The sequence below is a fragment of the Paenibacillus sp. RC334 genome (genome assembly GCF_030034735.1).
Classification (GTDB): domain Bacteria; phylum Bacillota; class Bacilli; order Paenibacillales; family Paenibacillaceae; genus Paenibacillus; species Paenibacillus terrae_A.
Map to the genome: position 1 here is coordinate 5,302,592 of NZ_CP125370.1, position 17,873 is coordinate 5,320,464.

General features: G+C 42.1%; 18 protein-coding genes and 1 pseudogene. 4 read left to right on the plus strand and 15 right to left on the minus strand.

Features of this window, described 5'->3' with window-relative positions:
* Positions 1-22 precede the first annotated feature (22 nt).
* From QMK20_RS24330 to QMK20_RS24355, 6 genes are all read right to left on the minus strand, one after another.
* Positions 23-2,155, minus strand: a complete 2,133-nt coding sequence (locus QMK20_RS24330) for a molybdopterin-containing oxidoreductase family protein (protein ID WP_283653622.1) — start codon at positions 2,153-2,155, stop codon at positions 23-25.
* A gap of 360 nt (positions 2,156-2,515) precedes the next feature.
* Positions 2,516-3,364 (minus strand): formate/nitrite transporter family protein, encoded by an 849-nt coding sequence (locus tag QMK20_RS24335; RefSeq protein ID WP_283653623.1) that lies wholly within the window; start codon positions 3,362-3,364, stop codon positions 2,516-2,518.
* A gap of 385 nt (positions 3,365-3,749) precedes the next feature.
* The gene (locus QMK20_RS24340) at positions 3,750-5,111 is read right to left on the minus strand and encodes an FAD-dependent oxidoreductase (RefSeq protein WP_283653624.1); all 1,362 of its coding nucleotides are present in this window, start codon (positions 5,109-5,111) and stop codon (positions 3,750-3,752) included.
* Positions 5,112-5,497: 386 nt separating this feature from the next.
* The gene (locus QMK20_RS24345; RefSeq protein ID WP_283653625.1) at positions 5,498-5,974 is read right to left on the minus strand and encodes a glutathione peroxidase; all 477 of its coding nucleotides are present in this window, start codon (positions 5,972-5,974) and stop codon (positions 5,498-5,500) included.
* 85 nt (positions 5,975-6,059) lie between these two features.
* Positions 6,060-6,860: a hypothetical protein gene (locus QMK20_RS24350; RefSeq protein WP_283653626.1), complete on the minus strand. Its 801-nt coding sequence runs from the start codon at positions 6,858-6,860 to the stop codon at positions 6,060-6,062.
* A gap of 10 nt (positions 6,861-6,870) precedes the next feature.
* Positions 6,871-7,764: an ABC transporter ATP-binding protein gene (locus QMK20_RS24355; RefSeq protein WP_283653627.1), complete on the minus strand. Its 894-nt coding sequence runs from the start codon at positions 7,762-7,764 to the stop codon at positions 6,871-6,873.
* A 336-nt stretch (positions 7,765-8,100) separates the two neighbouring features.
* Between QMK20_RS24355 and QMK20_RS24360 the strand changes: the two genes are divergently transcribed.
* Both QMK20_RS24360 and QMK20_RS24365 read left to right on the plus strand, forming a co-directional pair.
* Entirely contained in the window at positions 8,101-8,832 is a 732-nt protein-coding gene (locus tag QMK20_RS24360) for a transposase (protein WP_283653628.1), read from the plus strand.
* Positions 8,715-8,996, plus strand: a complete 282-nt coding sequence (locus tag QMK20_RS24365) for a transposase (RefSeq protein WP_161797173.1) — start codon at positions 8,715-8,717, stop codon at positions 8,994-8,996. The genes QMK20_RS24360 and QMK20_RS24365 overlap by 118 nt, the downstream gene beginning before the upstream one ends.
* Before the next feature lie 211 nt (positions 8,997-9,207).
* On the opposite strand, the gene QMK20_RS27810 is transcribed toward QMK20_RS24365, so the two are convergent.
* The 9 genes and pseudogenes from QMK20_RS27810 to QMK20_RS24400 form a co-directional block, all read right to left on the minus strand.
* A complete protein-coding gene (locus QMK20_RS27810; protein WP_404580059.1) occupies positions 9,208-9,438 on the minus strand; it encodes a glycoside hydrolase family 3 C-terminal domain-containing protein in 231 nt (76 codons plus the stop codon).
* Positions 9,439-9,751: 313 nt separating this feature from the next.
* Positions 9,752-10,777, minus strand: coding sequence for a polysaccharide pyruvyl transferase family protein (locus QMK20_RS24370; protein ID WP_044646182.1), 1,026 nt, complete (start codon positions 10,775-10,777; stop codon positions 9,752-9,754).
* 230 nt (positions 10,778-11,007) lie between these two features.
* The gene (locus QMK20_RS24375) at positions 11,008-11,979 is read right to left on the minus strand and encodes an ABC transporter ATP-binding protein (RefSeq protein WP_044646181.1); all 972 of its coding nucleotides are present in this window, start codon (positions 11,977-11,979) and stop codon (positions 11,008-11,010) included.
* Positions 11,980-12,013: 34 nt separating this feature from the next.
* On the minus strand, positions 12,014-12,796 hold the full coding sequence (locus QMK20_RS24380) for an ABC transporter permease (protein ID WP_044646180.1): 783 nt from the start codon (positions 12,794-12,796) through the stop codon (positions 12,014-12,016).
* Between the two features lie 18 nt (positions 12,797-12,814).
* Entirely contained in the window at positions 12,815-13,615 is an 801-nt protein-coding gene (locus QMK20_RS24385) for an ABC transporter permease (RefSeq protein WP_283653629.1), read from the minus strand.
* 21 nt (positions 13,616-13,636) lie between these two features.
* Positions 13,637-14,530, minus strand: coding sequence for a hypothetical protein (locus QMK20_RS24390; protein ID WP_283653630.1), 894 nt, complete (start codon positions 14,528-14,530; stop codon positions 13,637-13,639).
* A 97-nt stretch (positions 14,531-14,627) separates the two neighbouring features.
* Positions 14,628-14,831, minus strand: coding sequence for a hypothetical protein (locus QMK20_RS24395; RefSeq protein WP_283653631.1), 204 nt, complete (start codon positions 14,829-14,831; stop codon positions 14,628-14,630).
* A 634-nt stretch (positions 14,832-15,465) separates the two neighbouring features.
* Positions 15,466-15,657 (minus strand): annotated as a pseudogene (locus QMK20_RS27815) (hypothetical protein); the annotation flags it as partial.
* A 72-nt stretch (positions 15,658-15,729) separates the two neighbouring features.
* Positions 15,730-15,879, minus strand: a complete 150-nt coding sequence (locus QMK20_RS24400; protein WP_161797171.1) for a hypothetical protein — start codon at positions 15,877-15,879, stop codon at positions 15,730-15,732.
* A gap of 207 nt (positions 15,880-16,086) precedes the next feature.
* Between QMK20_RS24400 and QMK20_RS27820 the strand changes: the two genes are divergently transcribed.
* Both QMK20_RS27820 and QMK20_RS24405 read left to right on the plus strand, forming a co-directional pair.
* Positions 16,087-16,443, plus strand: a complete 357-nt coding sequence (locus QMK20_RS27820) for a DUF4269 domain-containing protein (RefSeq protein ID WP_404580053.1) — start codon at positions 16,087-16,089, stop codon at positions 16,441-16,443.
* Positions 16,440-17,270 (plus strand): hypothetical protein, encoded by an 831-nt coding sequence (locus QMK20_RS24405; RefSeq protein WP_283653632.1) that lies wholly within the window; start codon positions 16,440-16,442, stop codon positions 17,268-17,270. Before QMK20_RS27820 ends, QMK20_RS24405 begins: the two co-directional genes overlap by 4 nt.
* Positions 17,271-17,873: the final 603 nt, after the last annotated feature.

The following is a 17,873-nucleotide window of genomic DNA, read 5'->3' on the forward strand; positions in this document are numbered from 1 at the left end:
GACACCATAAAAAGACATTATCTCATTGACGCTTCACATTCACCACCGTTGAAAAGAAAGTAGCCCCCCGCCCCATATCCGACAGTCGGTCAGAGGTTAACACATTGGCACGCTGTCTGCGTCCTTTACCTTCCCACCATAACCCTTGGCTAATCACCGTACCAGGCAGCATCAGATCCGTGACTTTGGCTTTCAGCTCATACGTTCCCCGGTCGTTCCATACCGTAACCGGATCACCGTCCGCGATGTCTCTTGCCTGAGCATCCTCCGGATGAATTTGCAGCAAAGGCTCCCGTTCCAGCCGCTGATGCTTCGGTAAATTTGCAAACGTGGAATTCAGAAAATTATGATTCGGCGGCGAAATAAACATCAGCGGAAACCGCTCGTCCGCTTGCGGTCGATGCTCTCCGTCGTATCCTTCAATCAGCGGCACATACGAAGGCATCGCGGGCAGACTCGCTTGCTTCATCTTTTCCGAATACAGCTCAATCTTGCCTGAAGGCGTAGTCAGACGATCCAGATAGGTAGCCTTCGGCGTCATGTCCAGTTTGACAAAAGGTGACTTTTTTAAGGCTTCCAAAGTCACACCGTTGAGATAAGGATTCGTCGGGTTATCAAGTGCACCCGCGATCATGTCCTCTTCGCTTTCCATGAAAGCAGCCTCATCAAAGCCCATAGCCTGTCCAAGCAGGCTAAACAGCTCATAGTTGCTTTTGCTTTCCCCGAGTGGTGCAATGACAGGCGCCTGCATCTGGATATAATGATGCCAATACGATTTATACAGGTCTGTGCCTTCAAAAGAAGACGCCGCTGGCAGTACAATATCCGCATAGCGGGCCGTATCGGTGAGGAACAGGTCGTGAACGACCGTAAACAGATCCTCCCGTTCAAACCCCTGCGTCACCCGATCAGCATCAGGTGCTACGACAACCGGATTGCTGCAATACACGAACAGCGCCTTGATCGGCTCGTCCTTCTGTAGCAGCGCTTCGCCGATTTGGTTCATGTTGATCGCCCGGGCATCCGGGTTCTTACGCAGATCAGGACGCGCCAGGTTGGCACCGTTGAATTTGCCGTAAGCCCCATTGGAACGTGATGCTCCCCCGCCGTGCTTCAGCCATTGCCCGGTGAGCGCTGGCAAGCATGTAACCGCGCGTACATTCATGCCGCCATTATCGTGATGTTGAAGCCCGTTGCCAATGTTGATATACGCCGCTCGTGCCTGTCCATACATCTCCGCCAGACGAATAATATCTGCCTCCGGCACACCTGTAATACGTGAGACCCGCTGCGGGGTATATGCCCTCACATGCTCGCGCAGTTCCTCATGACCGACCGTATAGCGGCGCAAAAATTCATCGTCCGTCAGCCCTTGCTCGAACAGTACGTGCATAACACCCAGCGCGAGCGCAGTATCCGTTCCCGGGTAGAGCGGAATGAACCAATCCGCCCATTGCGCTGTCCGATTGCGGTGGACATCAATGACGATCACCTTGGCACCTTTTTTACGTGCCTTCTCAGCCAATACCACTTGATGCATATTGGTGCTGATGACATTTCCACCCCATACAATAATGAGGTCAGCATCCTCTGTATCCTCCGGACTGGTGCCACCCTTAAAACCCATGACGGATGCCCAGCCTTCATTCCCAGCCACACTGCAAATCGTCTGGTCCAGTTGGCTTGAACCCAGCGCATTGAAAAAACGGCGATCCATCCCGTCCACACTCAACACGCCCATATTGCCGTAAAAGCTGTAGGGGAGAATAGATTCCGGTCCGTCCGTGCGAATCAGTTCCTTGAAGCGGCCTGTAATGGTATCCACTGCCTCCTCCCAGCTAATTCGTTCGAACTTCCCTTGCCCCTTGGGACCTACACGCTTCAACGGATAGAGCAGCCGTTCGGGGTCATACACTCGCTCCGTCATATTGCGAACTTTGTTGCAAATGGCCCCCTTCGTAATAGGATGATCCGGATTACCGGTCACCTTGACGATCTTTCCATCTTCCTTGTGAAGCAGGAGCCCGCACGTATCCGGGCAATCCAGCGGACATACAGCCGGAAAAATACCGTCCGTACGCTCCGTCACTCGCTGCCTCCCTTGCAAGTCTTGCTGAAGCACAGCCTCAGGAGACGCGCTGTTGCGATGATCCATGATGTTGATGCTCCTTTCCATTACCGTTTCCAAAAATTACACTGTTCTTATCATATATACAGCTATGTCCTATGGCAAGAGAAGGATTTTTCCAACCCAAATCCGTCCACAAAGCTCAAAAAATCCGCTTGCTGCTCACAGCAAAACGGATTTCTAATATTCTATATTATTTTTGACAATACCTGTTTCAGTAATGAATACCAAGGGTAAAAGAGATCAAGGCATTATTGACGAGAGCACACTCATCCTCCATGCCAAATCATGGACCACTCCCAAAAAAATCCGCCATGACAGGTTTCGTTCCCCCGGACCTGTCATGGCGGATTTACTTTGTTCCCATTTTTCCAAAGCGCTGCTTAATCAAGCATGGTCACTCAACGGAGTTGTTGCAGTAGATGAAGATGCCTGAGATGAATCATTCACAGAATGTACAGCGGAATGAGGCTTTTTCAAATATGCCAACCAGTAAGCTCCAGCTACGAACATGCTTCCTCCCACCAAATTCCCCAGCCAAACCGGAATGAAGTTCATGACATAATCTGCCCATGAAAAATGACCTGCGAAAATAGCCGCCGGAATCAGAAACATATTGGCTACAACGTGCTGGAATCCGATAGCTACAAAGGCCATCGTCGGGAACCAGATCCCCATAATTTTGCCACCGATCGAATCCGTGCTATACGCCAGCCATACAGCCAGCGCTACCAGCCAGTTACATCCAATACCGGATATAAACGATTGCAAAAAGCTTTCATGCAGCTTGTGTCCCGCCATATCCACCACTTTGTCCAAATAAGGTCCTGTCTCGGTTAAACCCAGCACATGACCAAAGAAAAAGGCAACAAACAACGCGCCCGCAAAATTACTAAGCGTAATAATCGCCAAATTACGGAACATCGCCCCGGTCTTGATCCGTCCTGCCCATCTCGCCAGTGGCACAGCCATCATATTACCGGTCAGCAATTCTCCGCCTCCGATCAATACCAATACCAGACCTACAGGGAACACGGCTGCTCCAATAAAAGTAGCAATACTTCCCCATTCTTTGGGCGCGCTTGCGATAACACGTATATCCAGCAAAAATCCAAGCGCAATAAATGCACCTGCCAAAAATCCCAATACCACTGCCACAGTCCATGGATTGTTCGCTTTGGCCACTCCTGTTTCCACCGTCTTTTCAGCAATCTGCCCCGGTTTATAACTTGCCATATATTCCGCTCCTTTAACATCTTTTCACTCGAATGTTCTCTCTCATATTTTATTTAAAATCAGTGATTTTGTTTGTGAAAAAAATCACTTTAATGAGTATTAAAAAAACAGCCCTTGGATAAAGGACTGTTTTTCGTGTATTCTTGCATCTACCGCGCCACTAAGTGCCTATGATTTAGTTATATTCTTCCTTTTCAACTGCCCTCAGGAACCAAATAACTCCTCCGAGTCCTACCAGCGCCACGGCTACAAGAAAAAGGATATAAAACAAATCCATAAATCACTTACCCCCTAATCCTTATGCTCTCTATATTGTACTATAAGGATTCATCTGTACGTCTCATATTGTTGACAAACTTATGAACAATGTCACAGACAAAATGAATTATACGGTAACTGGCTTCCGTTCAGATATCAGCGGCAATGCTTGCAAACCCGCTGCATTCAAGAAATTCCAAGGCTTATTATAATGCGGCTGAAAGAAGAAATCCACAAAGGCCAGTTGATCAATGGTCATATGATTTTGGATCGCCACCGACAGGGTATTAATCGATTGGGTCAAATCTACCTTCGACATAATTTGTGCCCCGACAATTCTCCGTGTTTCCTGCTCATATACAACCTTCAGCAGCACCTTTTCCGAGGTTGGCATAAATTCAGGACGGTAGCTGTCCTCAATGGTTACGGCCTCTACAGCCATGCCTTCGTCCGCTGCTGCCGCTTCCGTCAAACCTGTTCCTGCAATATTATCTTCATAAATTTTAATACCCGAAGTTCCCTGTGTTCCCATATAGGCAATGGTCGGCTGAACCAAATTGCGTGCCACCAGCGTACCCATACGAACAGCGTTGGTTGCCAATGGAATATAAGCCGTTTTGCCTGTCGGGTTGTAGCGTATTGCACAGCTATCGCCTGCGGCAAATACGTCCGGGCAGCTGCTTTGCATATAATTGTCCACAATGATCGCGCCGTTGGGCAGCATGTCTACCTGACCTTTAAGCAGATCCGTTTGAGGACGGAAGCCGATGCAGAGAATAACAAGCTCTGTTTCATATTCTCCTTTGGATGTAACCACTTTATTCACCTTACCGTTACTTCCTTCAAAACGGCTCACTGTTTCTCCCAGCACCAGCTTGATGCCATGTTCCTTCAAGGAACCTTCAATTCGGTCTGTATATTCCGGGTCCAAATATTTATTCAAAATACGATCCGCGCTGTCAATCAGCGTAACGTTCTTACCGTTCATTTGAAAAGCTTCCACCAGCTCAACACCGATATATCCGGCTCCGACAACTGTAATGTTCTGTACATGCTTGGCTTTCTCAATGATGTCATTGGAATGATTATAGTTTTTGCAAAGCAGAATATGATCGAGCTCAATACCTTCCAGCTTCGGAATAATAGGCCACGAGCCTGTAGTTACAATCAATTTATCAAAGGTGTCCGTGAATTCTTCTCCTGTTTGGAGATTGCGTGCTTGCAGCGTTTTGCCTGCTGTATCGACATTCGTTACCTCATGAAGCATCTTGGTCACGACACCCAGCTCAGCCAGTTCATTCGGGGAAGAATAAAATAATCCGTGCGGATCTTTGACGACACCACCTACGTACAGTGCAATACCACAGGATAAAAACGAAATATTGTCATTACGCTCGTAAACGGTAATTTCTGCATCTGGATAGCATTTGGCTGTGTTGACGATGGCTGCCGTACCTGCGTGTGTACATCCGATAACTGCTACTTTCATGTTGAATTCCTCCTTGGTGTGGGCATAAAATGTATAATAATTGTGAATTGTTTCACGTAACTACTTTGTTGATTGTGATTTATTTCACTTCATGCACTTATTATAGTGTGATATTTTTCACATTACAATAGCTATTTATGATATTCACAATTTGTCCACATTTTTAAAGTCAGGAAGATACAACGTCAATCGTTTGCTGCAACACCTCTTTGCTTCATTCAGTTTTTCCCGTATGGGGCTTGATTATGCCTTTTTATCAGGCTTTCAAATGCTACTGCAACGATCAATCAAATGTGAAATACAGAAAGCAAAAAAAGGCCGAATCTCGGAAAACAACGGAGATTCGACCTTATCTAAACGTATATTTCTGACTAAGCTGGAAACTATTACAGGAGTTGCTCGATAGCCGCTTTCATCGCCTCTGGTGATTCCTTGGGTTCAAAACGCCCCACAGGCACACCTTCACGATCCACAATGAATTTCGTGAAATTCCATTGAATCGTGCCATCTTCCTGCTCTCCAGGCTGCTGCCTTTTCAAATATTCAAACAGAGGTGCTGTATCCGGACCGTTAACGTCCACTTTAGCGAATACCGGGAAATTAACCCCGTAATTCAGTTGGCAAAATTCAGCCGCTTCCTCGCTGCTGCCCGGCTCTTGACCGCCAAATTGGTTACAAGGGAAGCCTAATACAACCAGTCCCCGATCCTTATATTCATCATATAGCTTTTGCAAATCCCCATATTGCGGGGTAAGTCCGCATTTGCTTGCGGTATTCGCGATGACCATCACCTTACCGGTGTAGGTATCCAGAGGAACCTCCTGATTCGCTGGTGTTACGGCATGATGTGAATAGACAGACATATAGCACCCTCCTTTGTTTCGCTTGGTTTAAGTTTCATCACCTATTTTACCCAAAACGAGACGGGCACGCCAACATCCCTCGACTTTAGCGAGACGCCACCACTTCGAGTCTGCGTTCTTCACGTTCTGAAGCAGACATCCTTGGACACGCAAAACAATACCGCTGGCCTCCACCTGTCTTGTAATATTGGCAGCAGGACGGTTTCATATATGCCTTCTCACCAGGACGGTAAGGGTTATCCAGCTCAACAAGACGAACCGTAAACGGGTTTCTTTTACGCCCGAATACCTCTCCCTCCAGCTCCCGTGTCACATAATCATAATCTTGTTCAAAATGCTCCACATCCTGTGGATCGGTTAGCGATGGCTGGACTCTATCCTTAAAATACAGCAAAGTCAGCGGAAATTGTCCCCACATCTGTCCAACAGATGCACCTCCTACCGAAGCCATCGCCTCCAGTATCGGTCTGATCTGCAAGCTGTAAAAGTCACGCAACGCCTGTTGCGCCTGCCCGGATGAATGATGCTCGTCTTGCCTGATGTTGTCCAGCTCTGTTTGGTCGATGACCTGAAAGCTGATGGCGGGATATTTCCCTTGATAACAAATATGAAATCTGAGATTGGAAACGGACAGATCGAGACGGCGTTCACACAAAGACACCATAAAATGCTGAGCAAACACAAGACCTCGCAGCTGGTTCACAAAATAAACGGCTGTGGTCAAGCCGTCTTCCGCACGCAGCAACTCACCATAATACTCTATCACAGAGCCAAGCTTATCCGGTTCAAGCCATTCTGCCACGGGCCCGGAGTATACCGCATCTTCTGGTGTGTCTGTCACTATTCGCGCTAATTGCTCAAGCTGATCATAATCCAGTGGTTTCATTAGGTCTCCTTTATCCTCTTGCCGCTACCTGTGGTCTGGCTTCACGCCGCTCGGAAACGGAGCCCACCAGTTGATTCTCTTCCAGTTTCAATCCCTTTGCGGCTTGGCTTACGGCTGGTTGTCCGGCCAAAGCATACGGAAGACACAGCGGTACACCTGTACGAGGATCTGTTACGATATCTGCTTCAATACCGAACACCTCGCGCAGCACGTCAGGGGACATGACCTCGGTTGGCGTTCCTACAGCCTCGGCCTTCCCTTTTTTGATCGCGATCATATGCTGGGCGTACCGGGCTGCATGGTTCAAATCATGCACGACCATGACAATGGTACGTTCGGCCGAAGTGTTCAAATACTCTAACAAATGCAACACTTCCAATTGATGCGCCATATCCAAAAAGGTAGTCGGTTCATCCAGAAACAAAATATCCGTATCCTGCGCAAGCGCCATGGCAATCCATGCACGCTGGCGCTGACCGCCAGAAAGCTGGTCGATCGGGCGATCGTGGAACTCGCTCATTCCTGTCACCTGAATGGCCCACTCTACCATTTTACGATCATCTGCTTTCATAGAGCCAAAGCCTTTTTGATAGGGGAAACGTCCGTAAGATACCAGTTCCGTCACAGTCAATCCTTCCGGTGCAGTCGGATTTTGCGGCAAAATAGCCAACTGCTTCGCTACCTCCCGGGTGGATTGCTTATGAATGGATTTACCATCGAGCAGAACGCTGCCGCCTTTAGGATTCATGATGCGAGCCATCGTCTTCAGAATGGTGGACTTGCCGGAGCCATTTGCGCCCACCAATGCTGTGATTTTCCCTTGCGGTATTTCAACGTTCAGATCCTCCACAATCAACCGATCTTCATAAGCAATATCCAGATTAGCCGTTTTCAGACGAAACATTCGGAATCATTCCTTTCCCTTATCTAATATATAGTCACGGGCTTAACGCACGATATTCATCAAAACTTCATCCTATCTTTATATAATAAAGATATTGATAATCATTATCAAGTGTTAACTGGTTTATTTCCTATATCATACAGTGCATATCATCCAATATTTCCTCAAAATTTCGAATCACATCTTCCAACCAAGGCAAGGATGCTCATGATTAAACTCAAAACTATATCTACATTGAGACACACCTGTTGATTAACCACTAAATGGTAGAAAAAAAGCCGTCAACTCGGTAAAATGTTTGTACCTCTACAAACTTAACCGAAAGGTGACGACTCCATGAAAAAGTCTATCACGATTACATCTATCCTTCAATCCATTCTGACACCAGAAGAAGTGCAAAACGTTGTCAAGGAAGTTGATTATGAAGACAAAGCCCGTAAATTCACGGTAACCCACTTACTTCATTACTGGTGTACAGCTGCTTTAGAACAATGGGACGGTTATCGTTCGGGTGTGGATCATGCCAATCGCAGTGGCCTGCCTGTAGTTCATTATTCTTGTTTTTCTACCAAAGCCGCCGAAGTCCCTTTTGCTCTATTTCAGGAGCTTTTACATCGGGTCATTCACAAGTGTAGCCGAGAAACACGCCGAAAACTTACGTTTCCCAAAGAATTACTCCTCATCGATTCAACGACCGTGACGGTGGGAAAAACACGACTCCCCTGGGCTCCTTATCACGGAGAGCGTTCTGGCATTAAACTTCATGTGGCTTTACGAGCCGAAAACGGGCGACCTCTTCAGGTCGTCGAATCGCTGGGTTCCAAGCATGAGGGCCCTATGAGTGAAGCGCTGGCTCAGCCAGACTACATTTTGGTGATGGATCGTGCTTATGGAAACTGGAGCGTCTGGATGACTTCAAAAACGTCATTCGGCTTCGCGACAACGTTCATTTGGAAAGACCTCATGCCCTTTCTCGTCTCCCAAAGACAGATTCATCCGTCATTCGAGATATCACTTGCCAATTGGGGACACCGCAGTGTCGTTCCAAGCAGCGTCATCGTGTGGTGATGTTTCAAGATTTTGAAGGCCGAGACATCCGAGTCGTGACCGATTTAATGCAGGTCACGGTAGAACAAATCGCACAGATGTATAAAGCTCGATGGCAGATTGAGGTTTTTTTTCGTTGGATCAAGCAACATTTGAATATTCCAACGCTGTTTGGTACGACCTAAAATGCGGTCTATGGGCAACTGTTCTGCGCGCTCATCGTCTATGTCCTGCTCAAATGGCTATTTGATGCTGCTCAAACGACGTGGCCCAAACACGCCATTCTTTCCTTTGCCAGATTTTCCCGACTTTCCCTTCTTCACAAACTGCCTGGTGAATGGCTAATTCTAATTCAACGCATTCTTCTCCAGAGTACTTCTAGTTTTATGAATTAAATTACTTATTATGGTTAATCAACAGGCGTGGAACTGAATCGAATGTATAGTGGAGATACAAGAAATTCACAACAAAGAACTCCCCGTAATACTCATCTGTGGGGCGGCTAGAGACACGGTAGTTATAGTAGATAGGGATTTGCCCCGTACTGCGGGGAAAGGTCACGGGAAGTTTGGATGAGGGGTTCACATTACCAAACAATATATCGGAAACGGCTCTGCCCGCTTCAATACCGCTGTGCTAGGCGTATAACATGGCTTTGGCGTAAATAGACGGGCCTTCAAGGGCAAGGGGAAGGCCCGCGCATACTACGGCTACAATGTTTTTATTAAAACGGCGTATTTCTTCCAGTAGCCTTATACGCTACGGGCTTCGCCATACATGTTCTGCTCCGCTGTCACGGCCACTAACCATTGTCTTTTGAATATCAAGGTCAAAATTCGTCAAATATTCCTTTCATAAATTAACCCTTCCTTCATGTTTGACAACACTCATCCGCATTTGTAAAATGCCCTCGCCTAGCGCACACATGCTTTGGTTTATTTTAAGATTCCAAAGCATCTTTAAGAAATTGAAGTGAATCATGACGAAATGCACTTGTTTTTGATTCGTCTATATGATGAAAAGTAACATCATCAATATTTGGAATATTTGATGTATCATAAACATAGCAAGAAGATAAGCCAAACGTATCCAGCAGAGCTATCAGTCTTGAATCCATTGATTTGGGGTCTTGTGGATTATCAGATACCGGGAAAACCAAAAATGGAACCTTATATAAAATGGCAAAAACAGCCCCATGAAAAGCACTAGTAATAAAATACTTAGCGTGTTTTATGTACCCTACAAATTCCTTCGGACCAAACGTAGCTGCTCCAGCAGTTGCAAGAGATATAATCTCGTATCCGTACTTTTGTGAAAGTGCTTCAGCATATTCCTGAACCCCTGTATCTCGTAAATCATAAGTGAGTATATAGGCTTTTTCTGGCGGAGTAGCAGCTATATCATCCCATTCGGATTTATCAAGAAGCATTACAGGATCCAATACATGAGTAACCTCTCCATTTTTCATCGTTTTCACAAAAGGGATTGCACTTTTTTCACGAACAGAAACAAAGTCTAAGGAATTAACGTGTGGAGCAAGGATATTTTTTCGATCGGGCTCTATTTCTGCTCCTCCCATGCTTGCTGCGTATGCAGTTTTCGTTTTTGATGCTGGAACAAAAGAAAGTGCCATACAGGGTAAAATGTCATCGGAAATAACCCATGGTAAACCCCATATTTGGTCGCTACCGCAAACAAAAATATCGTAATCATCAACACATTCTGCAATATCAGATACTGTATATAAGCGTTCGCTGTGGGGAATGCTTTCGGAAAAAGTCCTAAAATGTTCAGCACTTTTAGCACTTTCATATGCTTGTAAGGTGTATTCGTTTAGCCACTTGAATGTAATTTGCTCACAATGAAATCCTAACTTAGCTATAGCTTTTTGCAGTGCATAAGCTCCAAGTTGGCCACCGTAATTATAGTTTTTGTAATAAAGAGTAATAATTCCAACTCTTTTCATAATAATCTCCATTCCGACTAAGTCGGCACAAACAGGAATGAAAGAAAAGTGCCGAAAAGTCTACATAAATTTGAATTTTGCAACAGTATAGCGTAATAAATCATCCTAAAATGATTTATTTGACTATCCAATTAGCTCAAAAACCGCCGTTTTTGCATCCATCTCACTAACACAAGTTATTTTTGAACAGTTCATAAATCCTTCGCTTAGTTTTATTATTTATATTCTTACTATTTATACAAACTTTTCAAAATATCTTCCAGCGACGATTCTCGTACCCGAATATCCACCACATTATACCGGGAAGCAACATAGCTGATAGCTTCTCCCGTTCGCATTTGATTATGAAGGATTTTATAGAAATGTTTTTGCGTTTCGACTCTTTGCAATTGAAAATGTTCGTGAATTATTGGTGGTATAGACTGATCGAACTCAACCTCTAAAATATACTCGGTTTCTTTATATTTTTCGTGGAAATCAATTTGTTCACCATCAAATAATAGTTTTCCCTTGTCGATTAACACGAGTCTTTGAGCCACTTCTTCAATATCTTTAGTATCGTGCGTGGTAAGTAGAATAGTGGTATTCTCCTCTTTGTTAATTTGTTTCAAAAATTCCTGAACTCTATCTTTAACAAGCACGTCTAAACCTATGGTTGGCTCATCAAGGAAAACTACTTGAGGTTGATGCAAAAAGCATAATGCCAAATTAGCCCGCATACGTTGCCCCAAGCTTAACTGTCTCACAGCCTGAGATAAAAAATCACCCATATCCAGCATTTCAATAAGTCTATCTCGCTGACGTTTATAATCCTGGGGCTTGATTTTGTACATAATCTTAAACATTTCAAAAGTATCACGCACAGGTAAATCCCATAGCATTTGAGAACGTTGCCCAAACAATACCCCAATTTTAAGGGCGTTCATTGTTCGGTTCTTGCAAGGATCATGGCCAAACACACGCACTGTACCCGAACTAGGAGTAAGGATACCCGTAAGCATTTTAATTGTTGTAGATTTACCTGCACCATTTGGACCTATAAAGCCCACCATCTCTCCTTGTTCGACGGTAAAATTGATATTTCTCACAGCGCATTTTTTTGTATAGCGAGGTCTAATAAATTCTGCAAAAACGGAACGATTGCTTTCACGATTGCGGATTTTATAATCCTTAGTCACATTTGATAATTCTATTTGTGGCATAAGCCCACCTCCTACAATGAACATAATTTAAGTTTCACGTACCTGCACTTTCATACTTGCTACTTAAAACCTGCCAACACAAAGCAGTAATCCCAACCAACAAAACAGCAACGATTGGTGCCAGCCACATAGTTATTTGCGGCATTATACCATCTTCTTTTCCAAGCAAAACTTGAATGGGATAGTAACTGGTAAACCCAAAGGGCAGTATTGTTGTAAATACAAATACAATAGCACGCGGATAAATGGTAATAGGATACTGAGTAAAACCCCGCACTTCCGAATAAAACATGCTCGTAGGTGACTTAGAACGAGTCCGGATCGCAGGCATGTCGCATATAAGCATCATACAAGCATTAATAACCGCCCCACTGATAATGACTATTACAAACCAAAGCCAATGTAATACAGTCCAAGAGATACCAAGTTGCGCAATGCTATACACCAAAACCCCTATCGATAATGAAATATGCGAAATAAATCCGGCATTATATGTGGTAGCCATTACATAAAAAAATGGTGACATTGGGCGAGTATACGCCTCATCGAGTTGACCATTTATAGCCATATTAGGGAAACCTCTGCACATATGCGTAGTGAAAGATGCCCCCAAAGCATATGTCAATAACCATACGGCATACATAAAAATGATTTCCGTTGACTCCCAGCCAGCCAATGAACCAAAATTCCACACCATTAAAAACAACATTAGTATTGAAATACTATAGCTAAACCATTGTGCAACAATACCGCCTAAAAACGCTCCAAGGTATTCAAAACTTGATCGATACACATATTTAATAATTGTAAAAAACACTCGCAACGTATGCAGAATTTATCCCCCCTGGACTACAATTTTATATTGAACCCTACTCCAAACAAATCGCTCTAAGGCAAACAGTAATGCAATCCAAAATACTTGCATTACTAGAAGCGTAACTATACCATCACCACGTATACGCCCCAAGTAAATTTCCATAGGAATAAATAAGGAGAATTGGAAAGGTAAAACATCGCTCACGGCTCTTAACCAATCGGGGTAAAACCATAGTGGCAAGACTGTGCCACCAAACAACATAAACAATGCCCCTTTGTACAAGCGAATATACCAAAAACCCATAAGCCAAAAGACTGAATAGCTGATTATCAGGTCAATTAAAATATATATGATTCCCCCCATTATTGCGGCTAAAATAAAAATTCCAAAAGTTACTGCGGATACGGGGGGTAAAATTCCGATTAACACGGTAGCTGCAATAAAAATAGGAAGGGAACTTGTAAACGTACTTACAACTGCCTTTGAATGCAAGCCCATCAAAAGTTGAAAATGATACGAACATGGCCTTGTAAGAGCGTGAGAAATATCCCCGGAATGGATATCTTTTCCAATAGATTCGCTAAATGTCGATGTTGTCCACACCATAAGAATATCCATTACCACAAAATAGGTTATAGTTTCAATTAATGTAGAATCTCCGCCATTTCCTGTCTCATATAAAGCCATCCACAATGCATAACGCACCCCCAACATAAACAATGCTGAAGTTACCCCCGCAAAAATATTGGTGCGATAGGTTGTAAACTGACGAATACCTTTAGCAATTGTGATGCAGTATAAATTAAATGCATTTCTCACGCAGGACGCACCTCTTTTTTTCTACATGCTGATTTGTAGTAAAGTATCTCTAAATTTTTCTCTATCTTGCTTATCCCAGCTTTCTAACATACGTGCTATCTCATTCCATTTCGAATAACATTCATATTTAGGTGCAGGAGAATATTCAACTCTAAATAATTCAGAATTAATATTAAATTTATTGTTATTTTTATTTAAGTAGTCTAAAGCCCGCCTTAGCTCGTCACCATAAAAAGGGTAAAAATCATCCTCCCATTCTCCATTAGATTCTTGTTTAAGTTTTTTTTGGGTTCTATTAATATACGAGCCTGTCCATTTGAAATGATGAACTTGGCAGATAATTTCATTTGTTATTAGATGATCTTCAGCAATAACTGCATGGCTGCCTTCACTCAACGTTATGTGTCCTTTACATGCGGTTATTTTATATGGCCATGAATCGGCAATAGGAAAAGCAAAAAACCCACACATAGGAAATTGTTCCCAAATTGATTTATCATAATTTATTAATGGTAAATCTCCATCTTGTGCAAATCTATCTAATAAACAGCCTGAAATATAATCAACGTTGTCATTTTTAGAATTAATTATTTTTTTGATATCATTTGGATAAATTTGAAATTCATCTGAATCAGCAACAATAAACCAATCATCACTATATTTATTTATTGTTTCATTTATCAACGATGTTGTTATTCCACCGCTCCAATTTCCTGTATATATTTTTTCGGGAGTTATGCCTTGCTCTCGAAATACTAACAGTTTTTCATCGATTAGATGAAGCATATTCTCAGGTAGATGTAAAATTATATGAAAAGAATCAACTCCTATTTTTTTGTAGTGGTCTATAAAAAATGGGAATAACTCTAAATCTGGTGAAAAAACGGAACATAGTCTAAGAATTTGTTTCTTCATTACCTACCTACCTTCTAATTATTTTATGACTATCTAATTAGCTCATAATGATGACACGCACGCCACTTGTGAAGTGGTTTTGGTAATATACCTAACATCAGACGATAAGCGAGGCATAAGTGAGCTGGTTCTCAAGGATAAAGGCCAACTCATAGAAAATTCCCATATCGTCATTATCTGTGGATGGAATAAATTCATCATTTGAAACACTTCTTGTATATCCCAAATTCAGCATTATTTCTTTCATTTCCCCTATAAAGCGCTTATTTAAAAGTAAATCAATATCACCAATACCCCTCAATAAATATCATCATACAACAATTTTGAAAGAGCAACTCCTTTCATTAATACTACAGGTATTTTTTGATCTTCAGCACATCTAGCTAGCCTATCCAGTTCGTTTAAGTACAACTGTCCTTCCTCTATTAGCTTACTTACTTTGTTACCAAATTTTTCCTAACACCAACCGATAATAGCTCTCTAAGATAGTTATATGGTACTAGAAACATCTTCTGATTTGTGCTCTATCAAAAAATGATTCCCAGTCTATATCGACGTAATTTTGTATGTTTATTCCTTCGGGAGAGTCAATATTATGTGCTATCTCAATAAGAAGCTTATCTTCGTTACATAAACTACTAAGAACTGAACTCATGAAATCCCATCTCTTTATCAAGTTTATTGTTAATAACAATATTAATTAATTAACCTATTACCGTAACCTTTTCTTATATTATATTTACAAATTTTGAAAATGCAACATATTTCCTTGATTAATACTGTTAAAATTTATGACTTTAAGCATATTTTCAGGTGAATTCGTCGATATAAAGGCGACTTACCCCATCGGATAATCTGTCTTTTTTCCTAGACAGGTTGCTTATCACATGCAGACAGATCTTAAATAGCTTGAACTTCTGGCCAAAGTTCAGCTTTTACTGTCCACCCATGTGTAATTGGCGTATCATAACCAGGCTCAAGAGCAAACTGGTTAACGTTTGCTGCACACCTTCCATTATGGCTTCAATATCACTTACCTCTGTTTCGAGTGGGGCCGATAAGTCAAGAGAGAACCCTTTAGGTGTAGCTCCCATAGCTAAAACATTACCGCATGTACATGCTGCTGCCCATCTTCCATAAAACTTAAATTTTCTTCCAGAGTTAACTTTCTTTTAATGTATGAGGGATGATCAATCGAGTTAGACAAGGTATGGTGCACTCGGATCCCCAGTAAATTCAGAAAGGTTTAAAATAATACAGCCATCAAATTTCTCAATTTTGGCTGTAGAGGCATACTTCCCCAAGACATTTCGGATAAACGATTTTTCCTCTAATTGTTTCAATTGCATTTTAATTAATCACTCCTTATAGAATGTGTACCCAAGGTTTTTATGCCTCATGGGTATCTTGAGAGTGAATTATAGTTACTAGACTATTGACTTGTCAATACTAGTCAATTATGTTTATATTACTTACTTAACATATGACTAACGCATTTTCACAAAGTACAGAGTAAATCAAACTGGTTTGATACCCATTACTTATCCGCTGGATCATTGATTCAACAAAGGGCCTACGATTCTTTAAAAGAATTATGCATTATGGAAACGCTCTCTCGTTTTACCCCTGTCCTAGTAGGTACACTACCCCTTAACCTGAACGTAAGTGGTAGTGATCTTGATATCCTTTGTTGCTTTGAAGATCAAGAAAAGTTTTACGAATATTTGTCTCTAAATTTTTCGAAACACTTTAGGTATTTCATAATTCATTCGTTATCACATTACGCAAGTCTTTACGTAACGCAACACGATCAACCCAATTACTTGTACGTACATTTATTTATTGACAAAAAGAAGTTAAAATGGAAGTATATTATTTATGTGCCAACATATATGAGAGAGGTGTTAATGTGAAGTTCGATACATCGCCACAAAAGCTAAAAAACAAACGATTAATTTTTGCACTGCTAGCGCATCAAGACGAAGATGTATTAACTGCTCAGATAGATAACATTCGTTATTTTAATCCAAATGCCGGCATTGTTTTGTACAATGGAGGTACGAATGTTAATTTTGCTAAAAATATGAATGTATTAATTTATCCTCAGAGTCATCCATTGAAATACGGAAATATCGCGCCGTATTTTTGGGAAATTATGAATTGGATCGAAACTATGCAACTAGATTACGACTATATAATGAATGTTGATCATGATATGCTTTTTATCAAGCATGGTTTCGAAACATTTCTTGACGAGATTATGAAAGAAAATGATTGCATAGGATGGAGACTCGAAAATTCTATTGATCATCCAAATTCAGTTCCAATCGAAAGTATGGTAATTGAATGGAATTTATGGAAGCCTATTTTCAAAACTAATATTTATAAGAGTTATTTTAACCCTGGTCAAGTTTACACTCGTGCAATAGTCAAGCGTATGCTCACTCATGTCGAACATTCAGTCGTCGAACCTCTTATTAGGAACTCAGAGGCTTACGCCTTAGAAGAGGTTTTTTTTGTCACGCTTGCAATGGCTTGTGGAGGCAAAATAGGCGAATATCCTGGCGGAAGTAAATTTAACGAAGCCGTACGATGGGGTGAAAATATCACTTACATGGATATGAATGAATCCAATAAGAATCCGAATTATTATTGGATTCATCCCATTAAAGGCGAAGAACTCATTCAATTAAGCAGACAGATTCCAAAGATACCGAACAGAACAACGTGCAATCTGTAAATTCGCTAATTAGGTCTCTAACTATTAAGTATTCATGTTGAACACTCCTGCCACTTAGTAAGGCTACAATCGGGGGATTCTTTGATTATCAAACCTATTGATTTGAAGTTCTCAGGTCATACCACTCCGCTTTATAAGAAAGCTGACCGCACAAATTCTCTCCATGATTAATCTGCAATGGATTTAGTCAACTGCTTGTTTTTAAGCATATTCACTTGCAGACTTTCGATGTTGATCGTTTTGTTCTCACGTCGTGAATGCGTGCCGCTTCTTGCTTTGCTTTATGGTTACTACTTAGGTACCTAAGTAGTAACCACTTACATCGTAAGCGTCAAATAGCCCACATCTTCAGGACAAGGGTAGAGTAAAGGGCTGGGACTGCCAGCCCCTTCTCATCAAACCGTACGTCAGACTGGCTAACAATTATTAAAATCTCGTTTTTTGGCATGAAAATGGATGTCCTTTGTCGAATTTCTATATAAGGAGATGAGCGTGTATGCCTTATATCGAAGGTGAAGATAGATATCAAATTTATTTACTGCCAAATACGTTGGACGACTTTGTAGAAGAAGAAAATTCTGTCCGAGTCATTGATGCCTACGT

Bases quoted from the DNA above. Each gene is read 5' to 3' on its own strand.
- QMK20_RS24400 (WP_161797171.1), bottom strand. From the start codon at position 15,879: ATGCAATTGAAACAATTAGAGGAAAAATCGTTTATCCGAAATGTCTTG.
- QMK20_RS24355 (WP_283653627.1), bottom strand. From the start codon at position 7,764: ATGTTTCGTCTGAAAACGGCTAATCTGGATATTGCTTATGAAGATCGG.
- QMK20_RS24340 (WP_283653624.1), bottom strand. From the start codon at position 5,111: ATGAAAGTAGCAGTTATCGGATGTACACACGCAGGTACGGCAGCCATC.
- QMK20_RS24350 (WP_283653626.1), bottom strand. From the start codon at position 6,860: ATGAAACCACTGGATTATGATCAGCTTGAGCAATTAGCGCGAATAGTG.
- QMK20_RS24370 (WP_044646182.1), bottom strand. From the start codon at position 10,777: ATGAAAAGAGTTGGAATTATTACTCTTTATTACAAAAACTATAATTAC.
- QMK20_RS24360 (WP_283653628.1), top strand. From the start codon at position 8,101: ATGAAAAAGTCTATCACGATTACATCTATCCTTCAATCCATTCTGACA.
- QMK20_RS24345 (WP_283653625.1), bottom strand. From the start codon at position 5,974: ATGTCTGTCTATTCACATCATGCCGTAACACCAGCGAATCAGGAGGTT.
- QMK20_RS24330 (WP_283653622.1), bottom strand. From the start codon at position 2,155: ATGGATCATCGCAACAGCGCGTCTCCTGAGGCTGTGCTTCAGCAAGAC.
- QMK20_RS24390 (WP_283653630.1), bottom strand. From the start codon at position 14,530: ATGAAGAAACAAATTCTTAGACTATGTTCCGTTTTTTCACCAGATTTA.
- QMK20_RS24375 (WP_044646181.1), bottom strand. From the start codon at position 11,979: ATGCCACAAATAGAATTATCAAATGTGACTAAGGATTATAAAATCCGC.
- QMK20_RS24335 (WP_283653623.1), bottom strand. From the start codon at position 3,364: ATGGCAAGTTATAAACCGGGGCAGATTGCTGAAAAGACGGTGGAAACA.